The organism is Caballeronia arationis, assembly GCF_001544975.2.
Classification (GTDB): domain Bacteria; phylum Pseudomonadota; class Gammaproteobacteria; order Burkholderiales; family Burkholderiaceae; genus Caballeronia; species Caballeronia arationis.
The window spans coordinates 1-16,029 of sequence record NZ_FCOG02000004.1; the positions used below are offsets into that span (position 1 = coordinate 1).

The window sequence follows — 16,029 nt, forward strand, 5'->3', positions numbered from 1 at the left end:
GTGAAAGTAGGTAATCGTCAGGCTCCTCATGCAGCAAAACAAAAACCCCACCCCCCAAAGGTGGGGTTTTTGCGTTCAGTTCAGCGTCTCAAACGGACTCGGTGGCCAATGCACGCCTGCGTTTTCGTGCCGCGAACCAAAGCCATGCGCATCCACCCTTCCAATCGTTGCCTCAGCGACGACGAGTTATGATCTCGCAGTTTTTTTATCCTCCCAAGCCCTGCTCGAAACGGCGATAACGCGCCGCAGCCAATCCTGCTTCCGGTCACCTGCGCTGCGCCGCGCAAAACGAACGAAGATCTCTCAAGGCCGAAGCCTCAGGAAAATCGGTGGCATCTACCGCCAGCCAAGCTCGCTCGGCCACGCTATTGCGTCAGAAAACGCTCAGCCAGCCGGACCCAATACGTCGATCCAATGGACAACAGTCCATCATTGAAGTCATAACTTGCGTTATGCAGCATGCAAGGTCCCGCGCCATGGCCCGACTCGCGATGTCCTCCCTCTCCGTTGCCCAAAAACGCGTAACACCCCGGTTTTTCCAGCAGCATGAATGAAAAGTCCTCGGCGCCCATCGTCGCTTCAACTGATGCGTCGACCTTTTCCTCGCCTACAACCCCCGCCATCACCGATGCAGCAAATCGAGCCTGCTCCGAATCATTGATCGTCGGCGGATAGTTGCGGTGGAAGTATGTTTCGACCTCACAGTCATACGCAGCGGCCGTCGACTCGACGATCCTGCGCATGCGATTTTCGATCAAATCGAGCGTCTCCACGGAGAACGTTCGCACGGTGCCCCCGAGCCAGGCTTCATCCGGAACGACATTCAGCGCATCGCCGGCATGAATTTGCGTGATCGAAAGAACAGCCGTGTCGATGGGCTTCTTGTTGCGCGTAATGATGCTCTGCAGACCGTTGGCGATCTGCACGGCCGTGAAGACGGGATCGTGCCCGTTATGCGGGAGCGCGGCGTGCGAACCCGTGCCGCGGATCTTGATGCGAAACTCGTTGCTGGAGGCCATGATCGGACCCTCGGTCACACCGAAGTGACCTGCCGGAATGCCGGGCCAGTTATGAATGCCGAAGACAGCGTCGACTGGAAAGCGTTGAAAAAGTCCGTCCTCGATCATCGCCCGCGCGCCCGCGCCGCCTTCCTCTGCGGGCTGGAAGATGAACACGACCGTGCCGTCGAATTTGCCGTGCTGCGCCAGATGTTTTGCCGCGCCGAGCAGCATGGCCGTGTGGCCGTCGTGCCCGCAAGCATGCATACGGCCGGAATTTTTCGAGCGATGATCGAACGTATTGAGTTCCTGGATGGGTAGCGCGTCCATATCGGCGCGAAGGCCGATGGCCGACGTGCTCGTGCCACGCTTGAGCACACCAACAACACCGGTCTTGCCGATTCCGCGATGAACGGTCACTCCCCAGCGTTCCAGATTTTCGGCCACCAGCTGCGCGGTGCCGACTTCTTCGTAGCGGAGTTCCGGATGCGCGTGGATCGTTCGTCGAAGTGCCTTGATCTCGTCGTGCGCTGCTTCTATTTCTGGAATCAGGTTCATTGAACTGGTCTCACTGTACAGAAGGAATGCGCAAAGTTGCGGCGCGCGCTTAAGACCATTTTACGCCGCGACAATTTAATCGATCTGACCGCTTGCCCACGGCCAGCCGTAATAAAATCGATGGATTAGCCTAGATCTGCGTGTTTTCTACCGGACGTCCGCATGAATGCCCCCACAGCTCCCGTCGAATTCGCCCGTGCCGTCTGTCCGCACGACTGTCCCGACACCTGCGCGATGCGCGTCACCGTGAAGGACGGCAAAGCCGTGAAGGTGACGGGCGATCCCGATCATCCGCCGACGCAAGGCGTGCTCTGCACGAAGGTGTCGCGTTATGCGGAGCGGACGCACCATCGCGATCGACTGCTGACGCCGCTTCGGCGCATTGGACGCAAAGGCGAAGGCCGGTTCGAAGCCATCGGCTGGGATGAAGCCCTGCGCTACGCCGCCGAGCGTCTGGAGCCCATCGCTGCGCGGGCGCCCGAAGCGATCCTCCCGTACAGCTATGCGGGCACGATGGGACTCGTGCAGGGCGAAAGCATCGCCGCGCGCTTTTTCAATGCGCTCGGCGCGTCGCGACTCGACCGCACGATCTGCGCCGCGGCCGGGGCGGCAGGCCTTCGATACACCTACGGCGCGAGCCTCGGGATGCATACCGAGTACTTCGAGGAAAGCGAACTGATCCTGATCTGGGGTTCGAACCCGATCGCGTCGAATCTCCATTTCTGGACGCGCGCGCAGGAAGCGAAGCGTCGCGGTGCCAAGCTGATCGCGATCGATCCTTATCGATCGCTCACCGCCGAAAAGTGTCATCAGCATATCGCGCTCAGGCCAGGCACCGACGCGGCGCTCGCGCTCGCGATGATTCACGTGCTGATCGGCGAGAACCTGATTGATCGCGAATACATCGATGCTCACACACTAGGATTCGAGCCGTTGAAAGCGCGTGCCGCCGACTATCCGCCGGCGCGCGCCGCACAGATATGTGGCATCGAGGAACAAGTGGTTGTCGATCTGGCCCGCGCGTTCGGCGCGACCAGAAAGGCGTCGATCCGGCTCAACTACGGCATGCAGCGCGTGCGCGGCGGCGGCAACGCGGTTCGGGCGATCGCGAGCCTTCCTTCGCTGACGGGCGCATGGCGCGAGCGCTCGGGCGGCGTTCTGCTGTCGTCGTCGGGGTGGGCGCCGGTTAACTCCGGCGCGCTCGAGAGGCAGGACTTGCTGCCGGGCTGGCCGTCGAAACTGCCGCGCATGATCAACATGAATGCGATCGGCGATGCACTGCTGCATCCAGGCGACGCCGGTTTCGGGCCGAAGGTCGAGGCGCTGATCGTCTACAACTCGAATCCGGTCGCGGTCGCACCGGATTCCGAGAAGGTCGCAGCGGGCTTCGCGCGTGAGGACCTGTTCACCATCGTGCTCGAACACTTCCAGACCGACACCGCGGACTACGCCGATCTGATCCTGCCTGCGACGACACAGCTCGAACATCTGGACGTCCACAAGTCGTACGGACACACGCACGTGATGGCGAACGTCCCCGCGATTGCGCCGGTCGGCGACGCGCGAGCGAACACCGAAATTTTCCGCGGACTCGCGCGGGCGATGGGCCTGAGTCACCCGGCCCTGCTCGAAACCGACGAGCAAATCGCCGCTAACGCGCTTCGCTGGGACGATCCGGCGCTGGCGGGCCAGAGCTGGGAAACGCTGAAGGCGAACGGCTGGGCGCAACTGAAGCTGGCCGAGGCGCCGTTTGCGAACGGCGGCTTTCGCACGCCGTCGGGCAAATGCGAGTTCTACAGCGAGCGACTGGAGAAAGAGGGGCGCGACCCGCTACCGGATTATCTGCCGCCGTACGAATCCGCCGACGGCGCTCCCGAACTCGCCGCGCGCTTTCCGCTTGCGATGATTTCGCCGCCCGCGCGCAATTTCCTGAACAGCAGTTTTGTGAACGTGGAGAGCCTGCGCTCGACGGAAGGCGAACCGCATGTCGACATTCATCCCGCCGATGCGCAAGCGCGCCAGATCGCGGACGGCGAAATCGTGCGCATCTACAACGATCGCGGCTCGATGCAGGCACGCGCCCGTGTGACCGATCGCGCGCGCGAGGGCGTGGTCGTCGGGTTGTCGATCTGGTGGAAGAAGCTCGCGCCGGACGGGCGCAACGCCAATCAGGTGACGAGCCAGGCGCTAACCGATCTGGGTGGATCGGCGACATTTTACGATTGCCTTGTCGAGGTCGAGCCGGCGCACTGAGCGGCATGAATCAGGATGTATCTGGACGAAATGGAAGGTGGCGTCTAACCCGGTTGTGGGAACGAAGTCGAGCCGTTAGCATTCGCTTTCCGCACGACCATTCGAAAATAAATAAAGGAGACGCCGTATGGAAAAAATCTGGCTGAAGTCTTATCCGGCCGGCGTGCCCGCGGCAATCGACGCTTCGGCGTACCGCTCGGTTTCGCAACTGCTCGAGGACAGTTTTCGCAAGAACCGCGACCGGCGCGCGTTTCTTTGCATGGGCCAATCGATCACCTACGCCGAGCTGGACGCAATGTCGCGAAAGCTCGCCGCGTGGTTCCAGTCGCGCGGGTTGAAACCCGGCGCGCGCATCGCGCTGATGATGCCGAACGTGCTGCAATATCCGGTCGCGATCGCGGCCGTTCTGCGCGCCGGCTATATCGTCGTGAACGTGAATCCGCTCTATACGCCGCGCGAGCTCGAACATCAGTTGAAGGACTGCGGCGCCGAAGCCATCGTCCTGCTCGAAAACTTCGCGAAGACCCTGCAGGCGGTGGTGCAGAACACGGCGATCAAGCACGTCGTCGTGGCGGCGATGGGCGACCTGATGGGACTCAAGGGTCTCGTCGTCAATTTCGTCGTGCGCCGCGTGAAGAAAATGGTGCCGGAGTGGCAGTTGCCGGGACACATCCGCTTCAACGACGCCCTCGCAGAAGGCGCACGCGAGCCGCTGAAGCCCGTCGAGCAGCATCCCGACGACGTAGCGTTCCTCCAGTACACGGGCGGCACGACCGGCGTCGCGAAAGGCGCGACGCTCTTGCACAGGAACCTCATCGCGAACGTGCTGCAGTCGGAAGTGTGGCTCGATCCGGCGCGCAAGAAGCGGCCGGATATCGATCAGTTCGTGTGCGTCGTCGCGCTGCCGCTCTATCACATCTTCGCGCTGACGGTCTGCGGGCTGCTCACGATCCGGACCGGCGGCCTCGGCGTGCTGATTCCGAATCCGCGGGACATCGCGGGCACGATCAAGGAACTGAAGGGCATCCCGATCAACACGTTTCCGGCCGTCAACACGCTCTATAACGCGCTCTTGAATCACCCGGATTTCGCGAGCCTCGACTTTTCGAAGCTGATCGCGGCGAACGGCGGCGGCATGGCCGTGCAGGAAGCGGTGGCGAAGCGCTGGTTCGAGACCACGGGCGCGCCGATCATCGAGGGTTATGGGTTGTCGGAGACGTCGCCTTGCGTGACCTGCAATCCGGTGACCGCGACCGAATACACGGGCACGATCGGCCTGCCGTTCCCGTCGACGGAAATCTCGATCCGCGACGACGACAACAACGAACTCCCGCTCGGCGCCGCCGGCGAGATATGCATTCGCGGACCGCAGGTCATGGCGGGCTACTGGAACCGGCCGGACGAAACGGCCAAGGTCATGACGCCCGATGGTTTCTTCAAATCGGGCGACGTCGGCGTGATGGACGAGCGCGGTTACGTGAAGATCGTCGACCGGAAGAAGGACATGATCCTGGTGTCGGGCTTCAACGTGTATCCGAACGAGATCGAGGATGTGGTCGCGAAGCTGCCGGGCGTGTTCGAAGTCGCGGCGGTCGGCGTGAAGGACCAGAACTCGGGCGAGGCGGTGAAGCTCTTCATCGTCAAGAAGGACCAGAGCCTGACGGAAGCCGACGTGATCGCGTTCTGCAAGGACCAACTGACGGGTTACAAGCGGCCGCGCATCATCGAATTCCGCAGCGATCTGCCGAAGAGCAACGTCGGCAAGATCCTGAGGCGGGAATTGCGCGACGGCAAGGCGTAGACGCCGCATCTAGCGCTAGTAAAAAGCCTTCGCGTCGAGAGACGCGAAGGCTTTTTTGTTGCGTAGCCGCAACGAAAGCGGATAAAAAAAGGCGCCCGAAGGCGCCTTTCCAATCGTGTGCTGCTTTGTTCAGACTTATTAGAACTTGTGGCGGATACCGACGATCGCGGCAACCTGGTTCGACGTCGACGACGGCGACAGGCCGTTGATGTTCGCCACTGCTGACGTGTTGGTCGAATCCGTGCCGATTGCGTGCTGGTAGACGCCTGCGACGTAGAAGTCCGTGCGCTTCGACAGGAAGTAGTCCGTGCCAAGCATTGCCTGGTGGTACTTCGCGTCGTTCACGCCGTAACCGTGCGTGTAGTCGTAAGCAGCGCCCAGCAGGAGAGCCGGGGTCAACTGATACTTGAAGTTGATTTCCGCGTTGTGGAAACGTGCGGAGCCGCCGTAGCCCAGCGGGTTCAGGCCGGCTTCGGAGCCCAGATCCTTGAACGCCGTGTTGCTGTACGTCACGCCGACCGTTGCAGCAGCGAACGTGTAAGCAGCGCCAGCCGAAATCACTTCTTGCGTGCGTGCCGATGCGTAGCCCGAGTACACGCGGCTGCCGGCCATGTTCGAACCGGTTGCGCTCGACGTTGCGTTGTTGCCGAAGAACGAGAAGTTCGGATCCTTGACGTTCAGGTAGCCAGCGCCGACTTGCAGCGGACCGCGGTTATAGCCAACACCCAACGACCAGATCTGGTTGCGGTTGAACTGGCCAGCGACGCCGCCCAGGCTGTACAGGCCGCCGAACGTGAAACCACCGTAGTTCGTGCTCGTGTACTTGACCGCGCTGTTCACGCGGTTCGAGTTGTTCATGTTGTCCAGGTCGCCCGGGTGCGCACCGAAGTACGTCGCCCACTGGCTACCGACTTCCAGCGCGCCGGTGTAATCGACGACGGAGTCGTACTGGCGACCGAGCGTGACCGTACCGTACTGGCTCGTCGACAGACCGACGTATGCCTGACGGCCGAACTCGTCGCCGCCTTGACCCAGACGGCCGTTCATCACGTTGAAGCCGTTTTCCAACACGAACAGGGCCTTCAGGCCGCCGCCCAGATCTTCCGTGCCACGCAGGCCCCAACGGCTGCCTTGCAGGTTACCGCTGTTCAGCGAGTACAGTTGTTCGCCGTTGCTGTTGTTGTTGAAGACAAAACCAGCGTCGACGATGCCGTACAGCGTCACGCTGCTCTGTGCTTGAGCGGCACCAGCAAACGTGCCCAATGCGGCCAGAGCGAGAAGCGACTTTTTCATTGAAATGATCTCCAAGGATGTTGAAACTGTTTGGCAAGGTCACTGTTCTAGCGCCAGTGTGTTGACGTCCCCGCCGGGTACTTCCAAAGAAGTTGACCGTAATGTAACAAAGAGGCTTTTGAGGACAAAGGAAAAGCCGGCCGTGCGGCCCCGTCCTGTGACGTTTACGCAACATGCGCTAAAATCCCGTTTCGCCGCTTTTTTGCGACCGGTGTTTGCCCTAATTCCAAAGCGCGACGCATTTTTCACGCTTTTTCGAGACACTCGGACAAGCACGGCAATTCGTAAGGATCGCGAACGACAGTGCGGCGATTGCACGTTGAGGGAGGGGTAAATGACGCTTGATGAACTGATTACGGAGTTCGATCGCGGACTGCGATCGATGGCGGGCGTAAGTCGCATGTCACGTCCCATTCCGGTTTCGAAAGCCGCTGGGAATGTCGACGAGTACGGTGTGCCCGTTGAAGTGGCGGAGTTGAGCGCCGAAGAGAAGGCGCATGCGGCCGGCCTGATGCGTGTGAACCATGTCGGCGAAGTGTGCGCGCAGGCGCTGTATCAGGCGCAGAAGCTCGCGACGGCGTCGCCCGCGCTCAAGGACGATTTCGAGCGCGCGGCGCGCGAGGAAGAGGACCACCTCGCGTGGACGGCCCAGCGGCTGAAGGACCTGGATTCGCGCCCGAGCTTGCTGAATCCGTTCTGGTACGCGGGTTCGCTCGCGATCGGCTTGCTCGCCGGGCGTTTCGGCGACCGCACGAGTCTCGGCTTCATGGCGGAAACCGAGCGCCAGGTCGAGCATCATCTCGACGGCCACATGAAGACGCTGCCGGCGAACGATCTGGCATCGCGCGCGATCGTGGAGCAGATGCGCATCGACGAAAGCGCGCACGCGGCCTCGGCGATCGCGGCGGGCGGCGCAGAATTGCCTTTCCCCGTTCGTGCGCTGATGCGGGCGGCATCGAAGGTCATGACCACCGCCGCTTATCGCATTTGAATCTCTCCTGCGCGGTGGGACGGCGTCCCACCGCGCCCGACACTTCCCGACCCGAGCGCGGATGCCGCGAATCGCGCTTGCAGAAGCTTTACGATTCGCGCGCTTCCCCGCTTCATTTCACGTACTACCTTCACATCCCGCACTAGTTCTTTCATTCATAACGGTTTTCGCTTTTCGGACGACTTCAAGGTCCCGCGCTAAGTCCTTGTTCTGGAAAACAAAATTAATCAAATAAAAGGGCGGAGTCTTGACCCTCGAAATACGTTCCTCTAAAGTGGGAGAACGTGTGAGAAAGTGTATTTTCGTGTGATTCCGATAGCACTTTCCGGCATATTCCAGCAGAGCAAGACGCCAACGGGGGCGTCGCAAATAGGGGAGAGGGCGAGTGTTCCAGGGGGCGTCGGCGCTGACGCTCGATGCGAAAGGGCGGATGTCGGTTCCGTCCCGCTATCGGGAAGCGCTGCAAGCACAGGCAGAAGGCCGGGTGACGCTCACGAAGAGCCCGGATGGATGCCTGTTGCTGTTTCCACGCCCCGAGTGGGAAGTCTTTCGCGCAAAGGTCGCCGCGCTTCCGATGGAAGCCGCCTGGTGGCAGCGTATTTTCCTTGGCAACGCAATGGACGTCGAACTCGACACTGCCGGGCGCGTGCTCGTGTCGCCGGAATTGCGTTCGGCCGCCTCGCTCGAGAAAAACGTGACGCTGCTCGGCATGGGAAATCGCTTCGAGCTCTGGGACGCAGACACGTACGCCGCGAAGGAAGCGGCGGCGATGGCGCAGGGCATGCCCGAAGCGCTGAAGAATTTCACCTTCTGACGCGGCGCTGAACATATGGCACCTGCGATGGGAAACGAATTGCAGCATCGCACGGTGCTGCTGGATGAAGCGGTAGACGCATTGGTCACGCGCACGGACGGTATCTATATAGATGGCACGTTCGGGCGCGGCGGCCACAGCCGGGCGGTTTTGGCGAAGCTTGCGGATGCGGGGCAACTGATCGCCTTCGACAAGGATCCTCTTGCCATCGCCACGGCGCAACAGATTGAGGACTCACGCTTTTCGATCGTGCATGACAGCTTTGCTGCCTTGCGCGACGCGGCGAGCGAACGAGGAGTAGCGCGAGTGTCGGGTGTGTTGCTGGATCTCGGGGTGTCGTCGCCGCAAGTGGACGATCCGGGTCGCGGCTTCAGCTTCCGGGCGGAAGGCCCGCTCGATATGCGGATGGACCCGACTCGAGGCGAGTCGGCGGCCGAGTGGCTCGCGCGGGCAACGGTGCAGGAATTGACGGAGGTGATCAGAGATTATGGGGAAGAACGGTTTGCTTTTCAGATTGCAAAGGCGCTTGTTGCTCGCCGGGCAGAGTCCGACCGTCTTGGGCCTCTCGTCAGCACGAGCGAGCTTGCCGAAATCGTGGGTCACGTCGTCAAAACCCGTGAGAAGGGCAAGGACCCGGCAACCCGCACCTTTCAGGCTATACGGATTCACATCAATCAAGAGCTTGCGGAGCTGCAGGTAGTCCTTGAAGCGGCATTGGCGTTGTTGGAGCAAGGGGGGCGGCTGGTCGTGATCAGCTTTCATTCGCTCGAGGATCGGATCGTCAAACGGTTCATGCAGGCGCACGCGAGCGCGCCCGCAATCGATCGCCGCCTGCCGATCCGCGCCGTCGATCTGCCGAGCCCGCCGCTGCGTATCGTCGGCCGCGTGTTCGCGAGCGAGGCCGAGGTCGCGGCGAATCCGCGCGCCCGTTCCGCCGTGATGCGCGTCGCGGAGCGCATTGCACCATGAACCGCCTCAACATTTTCTTGCTGATCGTCGTGCTCGGATGCGCGCTTTCCGTCGTCAGCGCGACGAATCAGCAGCGGCAGATTTTCATCGAATTGCAGCGCGCGCAGTCGCAGGAGCGTCAGCTTCAGCAGGACTATTCGCAGTTGCAGTATCAGCAGAGCGCGTTGTCGAAAACCTCGCGCATCGAGCAGTTGGCCACTAACTCTTTGAAGATGCAGCCCGTGACGACCGGCCGCACGCAATATCTCACCTACGATCCGGCGACCTCCAAGGCCACCGACGCACCGATGCCGCCGCCCCTGCCGGCGTCGGCACCTCCTGCGCGCGGAGCGAAGCGATGAAGAAATCCGCGAAGCAGAAGGACGTGGCCTACACCCCGAATCCGATCCTGTCGCTGCGCCTGCCGATGTGGCGCTCGAAGCTCGTCGTGTTCTTGCTGTTCATGGCGTTCCTCGCGCTCGCCGCGCGCGCGTTCTGGATTCAGGGCCCGGGCAACGCGTTCTTCAAGAAGCAGGGCGAGAGCCGCTATCAGCGCACGCTCGAATTGCCGGCGACGCGCGGCCAGATCCGCGACCGCAACGGCCTCGTGCTCGCGACGAGCCTGCCGGTCAAGGCGATCTGGGCAATTACCGAGACCGTGCCGAACGATCTCGGCGCGGACAAGCTCGCCCAGCTCGCCAAGCTCCTCGACATGACGGACAAGGAATTGCGCGCGAAGCTGTCGGTGGACAAGACGTTCGTCTACGTGAAGCGCCAGGTGTCGCTCGAAACCGCGCAGAAAGTCGCGGCGCTCGACATTCCCGGCATTTATTCGCGCGGCGAATACAAACGCTTCTATCCGGAAGGCGAAATCACCGCGCACCTGATCGGCTTTACTAACATTGAAGACAAGGGTCAGGAAGGCGTCGAACTCGGCGACCAGCACGTGCTCGCCGGCACGCCCGGCATGCGGCGCGTGATCAAGGACCGGATGGGTCACATCATCGAAGACGTCGACGAGCAGGTCGTGCCCCATAACGGCACCGACGTCGATCTTTCGATCGACAGCAAGATCCAGTACATCGCGTACACGAACCTGAAGGCGGCGGTAGAGAAGTCGAAGGCGAAGGCAGGCGCGGCAATCGTGATCGACGTGAAGACGGGCGAAGTGCTCGCGCTCGTCAACTATCCCACTTACAACCCGAACGACCGCTCGCGGATGACCGGCGAGCAGTTGCGCAACCGCATCCTCACCGACACCTTCGAACCCGGCTCGATCATGAAGCCGTTCACGGTGTCGCTCGCGCTCGACCTGCATCGCGTCACGCCGAACACACTCGTGGAGACGGGCGGCGGCGTATTCGTGCTCGATGGCGCGCGCATCACCGACGACGCCGGTTTCGGCACGTTGACAGTCGGCGGCGTGATTCAGAAATCGAGCAATATCGGCGCGACCAAAATCGCGATGCAATTGCGCCCCGAGGAAATGTGGAACATGTATACGAGCATCGGTCTGGGACAGGCGCCGAAGGTCGGCTTCCCGGGCGCGGTGACCGGGCGCCTGCGGCCGTGGAAAAGCTGGCGTCGCATCGAGCAGGCGACGATGTCGTACGGCTATGGCCTGTCGGCGTCGCTATTTCAGCTCGCGCGCGCCTACACGGCGATCGCGAACGACGGCCGGGTCCTGCCGGTGTCGATTTTCCGCACGCCTGGCGATCAGCCGGTGCAGACAACGCAGGTTTTCGCGCCGGCCACCGCGCGTGAAGTGCGCGCGATGCTCGAAACCGTGACGGCGAAGGGCGGCACGTCGCCGGATGCCGCTGTGCCGGGTTATCGCGTCGGCGGCAAGAGCGGCACGGCGTACAAGCACGCTGGCCGCGGCTACGACAAGTCGAAGTACCGCGCGTCGTTCGTCGGCATGGGACCGATGCCGAATCCGCGCATCGTTGTGGCGGTTTCCGTCGACGAACCGACGGTTGGCAGCCACTTCGGCGGCCAGGTGTCCGGTCCGGTGTTCTCGGCGATTGCCGGCGACACGTTCCGCGCGCTCAATCTCCCGCCCGACATGCCGGTCAAGCAGATGGTCGTGAACGACGAATCGCAGGCAGCTTCGCAGCCTGCGGCGGCCACGGCGCCCGGGCAGAACGCAGCGAAGAAGCTCGCCGTATCGAGCACTAACAAGAGCCATCCGGGAGTGGTTCGATGAGCGCGCAGAAGCAATCGAAGGCGCGCAAGGACGTCGCGCAGGCGGTGCAATGGCTGCGCGCGCATGCACAGCCCGACGCCCAGCTCCACGCCGACACGCGTTCGCTGCAAAGCGGCGACGTGTTTTTCGCATATGCGGTCGATGGCGCCGACAATCGTCCGTACATCGATGCCGCGCTCGCGAGCGGCGCCGCTGCCGCGCTCTACCAGCCGGAAAATTTCGACGGCAAGCCCGATGCCGCGAAGACGCTCGCGGTCAAAGGGCTGAACGAACTGGCCGGACCGATTGCCGCCGCGTGGTACGGCGAGCCGACCGAGTCGATGCTGACGGTCGGCGTGACCGGCACGAACGGCAAGACGTCGTGCAGCCAGTGGCTCGCCACCGCGCTGACGGCGGTGGGCAAGCCCTGTGCGATCGTCGGCACGCTCGGGATCGGCATGTCGGGCAAGCTCGTGCACAGCGGCTTCACCACGCCCGATGCGCCGCAGCTGCAGCGCAGTCTCGCGCAACTAAAGGCCGAGGGCGCGCAGGGTGTCGTCATGGAAGTGTCGTCGCATGGGCTGCACCAGGGGCGCGTGAACGGCACGCAGTTCGACCTCGCCATCTTCACGAATCTCACGCAGGACCATCTCGACTATCACGGCACCTTCGACGCCTACGAAGCCGCCAAGGCGCGACTGTTCGCGTGGCCGTCGCTGACGGCTGCAATCGTCAATCGCGACGATGCCGCCGGCCAGCGCCTGATCGAATCGTTGCGTGGCAAGCTGCGCACGATTGCATACGGTGTCGAAATTGCGGCTGAAGCCGCGCCGCGTGCCGACGCGATGCTGCTCGCCACGAACGTGCGAGCGACGGCGAATGGCACCGCGTTTCATCTGGCGTCGGACTGGGGCGAGGCGGACGTCGAAGTCGGCACGCTCGGCACGTTCAACGTGAGCAACCTGCTCGCGGTGACCGCGGCGCTGCTCGAAAGCGGCGTCCCGCTCGACGCCGCGCTCGCGCAGATCGCAAAGCTCGAACCGGTCAACGGTCGCATGCAGCGTCTTGGCGGCCGGCTGCAGAGCGACGAGCCGCTCGTCGTGATCGACTACGCGCACACGCCCGACGCGCTCGACAAGACGCTCGACGCGCTGCGGCCGATTGCCGAAGCACGCGGCGGCGAACTCATCTGCATGTTCGGTTGCGGCGGCGACCGCGACGCGACCAAGCGTCCGCTGATGGGCGCGATCGCGGAGAAGCTCGCGGATCAGGTGGTGATCACGAGCGACAACCCGCGCAGCGAGGACCCGCAAGCCATCATCGACCAGATCGCCGTCGGCATGAGCAATGCGCAAAAGGCGCGCCGCATCGAAGACCGCGCGAGCGCGATTCTCCAGGCGATCCGCACGGCGGCTCGCGAAGACGTGGTCGTGCTGGCCGGCAAGGGGCACGAGGCAACACAGGAAATCATGGGAAAGAAACGCGCCTTCTCCGATCAGGATCACGCGCGCCTCGCGCTCGCCGCACGCGCCACGCACACGCGCGGAGGTGGCGAATGACGATGTTCACCTTGCGCGAAGCCGCCGCGCTGATTCCGGGCGCCGTCGTGATCGGCGACGAGAACGTGGCGATCGAACGCGTATCCACGGACAGCCGCAAGGCGCAGGCCGGAGATCTGTTCGTCGCGGTGAAGGGCGATCGTTTCGATGCGCATGATTTCCTGACGCAGGTTGCGGAGCGCGGGATATCGGCGGCGCTGGTCTCTCGCGTGCCTGCCGATCTGTCCCTGCCGGTCATCAAGGTAAAGGACACCCGCGCGGCCCTCGGTGCGCTCGCGCACGGATGGCGCAAGCGCTTCACGTTGCCGCTCGTCGCGGTCACCGGCAGCAACGGCAAGACGACGGTCAAGGAAATGATCGCGTCGATCTTCGCGGCGGCTGTCGGCGAGGAGGCGCGCATGGCGACCGCGGGCAACTTCAACAACGACATCGGCTTGCCGCTCACGCTGTTTCGCCTGAACGCGACGCATCGTCTCGCGGTGGTCGAGCTCGGTATGAACCATCCGGGCGAAACTGACGTGCTTGGTAAAATCGCGGCGCCGACGGTCGCGGTGGTCAATAACGCGCAGCGCGAGCATCAGGAATTCATGGCGACGGTCGAAGCGGTCGCGCTGGAGCACGCATCGGTGATCCACGCGCTCGGCGAAACGGGTACCGCCGTATTCCCCGCCGACGACGCCTACGCCAGCATCTGGCGCGTCGCGGCAACCGGCAATCCGATCATCGACTTCGCGCTCTCCGACGATCCGTCGAAGGCAGCGGTGACGGGGCGTCTTGCCGGCACGACTGTCGAGATGGTCACGCCGCAAGGACCGTTGACGGTCGCGTTGCGTGTGCTCGGCGAACACAACGCGCGCAACGCGCTTGCCGCGACGGCGGCGGCGCTCGCCGCAAACGTCTCGCCCGATGCGATCAGGCGCGGTCTCGAAGCGTTCGAGCCGGTGAAGGGCCGCCTGCAGGTGAAGCGCGCGGCCGTGGCGCCGATCGAAGGCGCAACCGTCATCGACGACACCTACAACTCGAACCCCGATTCGATGCGCGCAGCCATCGACGTGCTTGCTTCGCAGCCGTCGCCGCGCGTGCTCGTGATGGGCGACATGGGCGAAGTCGGCGACCAGGGACCGGCGTTTCATCGCGAAGTGGGCGCCTATGCGGCACAGCGCGGCATCGACGCACTTTTCGCTCTCGGCGACGCCAGCGCCGATGCAGCGAAGTCGTTCCATTCGGCTGCATCGAACAAGACGGCAAAGCATTTCAGCGATGTCGCCGCGCTCACCGCAGCATTGAATAACGCCGGTTTCGGACCCGGCGCAACGTTTCTCGTGAAAGGCTCGCGATTCATGCAGATGGAACGCGTGGTGGACGCCGTGACGAGTCCACACCAACCCGCTGCGGGCGAGAAGCCCGCGGCACACTGAAAGAAAAGAAGGACCAGCATGCTACTCGCACTCGCGCAATGGCTCCAGAATGACGCCAGCTTCATGCGCGTGTTCATTTACATCACGTTCCGCGCCGTGGGTGCCACGGCGACGGCGCTGTTGATAGGCCTCGTCTGCGGACCGTGGGTCATCCGCAAACTGACGGCGATGAAAGTCGGCCAGGCCGTGCGCAAGGACGGCCCGCAGTCGCATCTCGTCAAATCCGGCACGCCGACGATGGGCGGCGTGCTGATCCTGCTCGGCATCGCGGTATCAACGCTGCTGTGGGCCGATCTCACGAACCGCTTCGTGTGGATCGTGATGCTCGTCACGTTCGGCTACGGCGTGATCGGCTGGGTCGACGACTACCGCAAGGTGGTTCACAAGGACCCGCGCGGCATGTCGTCGCGCGAGAAGTATTTCTGGCAATCGGTGATCGGCCTGTTCGCGGCCGTGTATCTGGCGTTCAGCGTCTCCGAGGCGAACAACGCGCGCGTGTTCGATCTCTTCATGGCCTGGGTGCGAAGCGGCCTCTCGATGGGCCTGCCCGCGCGCGCCGACCTGATGCTGCCGTTCGTGAAGGCGATCAGCTATCCGCTCGGCGTGTGGGGCTTCATCGCGCTGACGTATTTCGTGATCGTCGGCGCGAGCAACGCGGTGAATCTCACCGACGGCCTCGACGGCCTCGTGATCATGCCGGTCGTGCTGGTGGGCGCATCGCTTGGCGCGTTCGCGTACGTGATGGGCAGCTCGGTTTACTCGAAGTACCTGTTATTCCCGCACATTCCCGGCGCGGGCGAACTGCTGATCTTCTGCTCGGCGATGGGCGGCGCGGGACTCGCGTTCCTCTGGTACAACACGCACCCCGCGCAGGTCTTCATGGGAGACGTCGGCGCGCTCGCGCTCGGCGGCGCGCTCGGCACGATCGCCGTGATCGTGCGGCAGGAAATCGTGCTCTTCATCATGGGCGGCATTTTCGTCGCGGAGACGCTCTCCGTGATGCTCCAGGTGTTCTGGTTCAAGTACACGAAGCGTCGTTACGGCGAAGGGCGGCGCGTCTTCAAGATGGCGCCGCTGCATCACCACTACGAATTGTCCGGCTGGACCGAGACGCAGGTCGTCGTGCGTTTTTGGATCATCACGCTGATGTTGTGCCTGTTCGGGTTGTCGACGCTCAAGTTGCGTTAAATCGTTGTCAGAGAAAGGTTAAA

At 62.8% G+C, this 16,029-nt stretch carries 12 protein-coding genes; 10 read left to right on the top strand and 2 right to left on the bottom strand.

All coding sequences use genetic code 11. From position 1 onward, the window contains the following. Positions 1-365: 365 nt before the first annotated feature. Positions 366-1,556, bottom strand: a complete 1,191-nt coding sequence (locus tag AWB81_RS03320; RefSeq protein WP_062632484.1) for a M20 aminoacylase family protein — start codon at positions 1,554-1,556, stop codon at positions 366-368. A 162-nt stretch (positions 1,557-1,718) separates the two neighbouring features. Here AWB81_RS03320 and AWB81_RS03325 point away from each other — a divergent pair, with 162 nt between their 5' ends. Beyond that, positions 1,719-3,809, top strand: a complete 2,091-nt coding sequence (locus tag AWB81_RS03325) for a molybdopterin-containing oxidoreductase family protein (RefSeq protein ID WP_062632485.1) — start codon at positions 1,719-1,721, stop codon at positions 3,807-3,809. A gap of 127 nt (positions 3,810-3,936) precedes the next feature. After that, positions 3,937-5,610 (top strand): long-chain fatty acid--CoA ligase, encoded by a 1,674-nt coding sequence (locus AWB81_RS03330; protein WP_062632486.1) that lies wholly within the window; start codon positions 3,937-3,939, stop codon positions 5,608-5,610. Between the two features lie 138 nt (positions 5,611-5,748). On the opposite strand, the gene AWB81_RS03335 is transcribed toward AWB81_RS03330, so the two are convergent. Next, entirely contained in the window at positions 5,749-6,903 is a 1,155-nt protein-coding gene (locus AWB81_RS03335) for a porin (RefSeq protein WP_062632487.1), read from the bottom strand. Positions 6,904-7,237: 334 nt separating this feature from the next. Between AWB81_RS03335 and coq7 the strand changes: the two genes are divergently transcribed. The 8 genes from coq7 (at position 7,238) to mraY (ending at position 16,006) form a co-directional block, all read left to right on the top strand. Beyond that, complete coding sequence (gene coq7, locus AWB81_RS03340) at positions 7,238-7,894, top strand: 2-polyprenyl-3-methyl-6-methoxy-1,4-benzoquinone monooxygenase (RefSeq protein ID WP_062632488.1); 657 nt, start codon at positions 7,238-7,240, stop codon at positions 7,892-7,894. A gap of 385 nt (positions 7,895-8,279) precedes the next feature. After that, positions 8,280-8,708 (top strand): division/cell wall cluster transcriptional repressor MraZ, encoded by a 429-nt coding sequence (mraZ, locus tag AWB81_RS03345; RefSeq protein ID WP_062632489.1) that lies wholly within the window; start codon positions 8,280-8,282, stop codon positions 8,706-8,708. Positions 8,709-8,723: 15 nt separating this feature from the next. Beyond that, on the top strand, positions 8,724-9,677 hold the full coding sequence (gene rsmH, locus AWB81_RS03350; RefSeq protein ID WP_087134789.1) for a 16S rRNA (cytosine(1402)-N(4))-methyltransferase RsmH: 954 nt from the start codon (positions 8,724-8,726) through the stop codon (positions 9,675-9,677). Continuing rightward, a complete protein-coding gene (ftsL, locus tag AWB81_RS03355) occupies positions 9,674-10,018 on the top strand; it encodes a cell division protein FtsL (protein ID WP_062632491.1) in 345 nt (114 codons plus the stop codon). The genes rsmH and ftsL overlap by 4 nt, the downstream gene beginning before the upstream one ends. Next, entirely contained in the window at positions 10,015-11,862 is a 1,848-nt protein-coding gene (locus tag AWB81_RS03360; RefSeq protein ID WP_062632492.1) for a peptidoglycan D,D-transpeptidase FtsI family protein, read from the top strand. Before ftsL ends, AWB81_RS03360 begins: the two co-directional genes overlap by 4 nt. Beyond that, a complete protein-coding gene (locus tag AWB81_RS03365; RefSeq protein ID WP_062632493.1) occupies positions 11,859-13,400 on the top strand; it encodes a UDP-N-acetylmuramoyl-L-alanyl-D-glutamate--2,6-diaminopimelate ligase in 1,542 nt (513 codons plus the stop codon). Before AWB81_RS03360 ends, AWB81_RS03365 begins: the two co-directional genes overlap by 4 nt. Beyond that, positions 13,397-14,818 carry a UDP-N-acetylmuramoyl-tripeptide--D-alanyl-D-alanine ligase gene (locus AWB81_RS03370; protein WP_062632494.1) on the top strand — a complete coding sequence of 474 codons (1,422 nt, stop codon included), beginning with the start codon at positions 13,397-13,399 and terminating at the stop codon, positions 14,816-14,818. Before AWB81_RS03365 ends, AWB81_RS03370 begins: the two co-directional genes overlap by 4 nt. A gap of 18 nt (positions 14,819-14,836) precedes the next feature. Next, entirely contained in the window at positions 14,837-16,006 is a 1,170-nt protein-coding gene (mraY, locus tag AWB81_RS03375; RefSeq protein WP_062632495.1) for a phospho-N-acetylmuramoyl-pentapeptide-transferase, read from the top strand. The last annotated feature ends 23 nt before the right edge of the window (positions 16,007-16,029 follow it).

Bases quoted from the DNA above. Each gene is read 5' to 3' on its own strand.
- AWB81_RS03320 (WP_062632484.1), bottom strand. From the start codon at position 1,556: ATGAACCTGATTCCAGAAATAGAAGCAGCGCACGACGAGATCAAGGCA.
- AWB81_RS03325 (WP_062632485.1), top strand. From the start codon at position 1,719: ATGAATGCCCCCACAGCTCCCGTCGAATTCGCCCGTGCCGTCTGTCCG.
- AWB81_RS03330 (WP_062632486.1), top strand. From the start codon at position 3,937: ATGGAAAAAATCTGGCTGAAGTCTTATCCGGCCGGCGTGCCCGCGGCA.
- AWB81_RS03335 (WP_062632487.1), bottom strand. From the start codon at position 6,903: ATGAAAAAGTCGCTTCTCGCTCTGGCCGCATTGGGCACGTTTGCTGGT.
- coq7 (WP_062632488.1), top strand. From the start codon at position 7,238: ATGACGCTTGATGAACTGATTACGGAGTTCGATCGCGGACTGCGATCG.
- rsmH (WP_087134789.1), top strand. From the start codon at position 8,724: ATGGCACCTGCGATGGGAAACGAATTGCAGCATCGCACGGTGCTGCTG.
- ftsL (WP_062632491.1), top strand. From the start codon at position 9,674: ATGAACCGCCTCAACATTTTCTTGCTGATCGTCGTGCTCGGATGCGCG.
- AWB81_RS03360 (WP_062632492.1), top strand. From the start codon at position 10,015: ATGAAGAAATCCGCGAAGCAGAAGGACGTGGCCTACACCCCGAATCCG.
- AWB81_RS03365 (WP_062632493.1), top strand. From the start codon at position 11,859: ATGAGCGCGCAGAAGCAATCGAAGGCGCGCAAGGACGTCGCGCAGGCG.
- AWB81_RS03370 (WP_062632494.1), top strand. From the start codon at position 13,397: ATGACGATGTTCACCTTGCGCGAAGCCGCCGCGCTGATTCCGGGCGCC.
- mraY (WP_062632495.1), top strand. From the start codon at position 14,837: ATGCTACTCGCACTCGCGCAATGGCTCCAGAATGACGCCAGCTTCATG.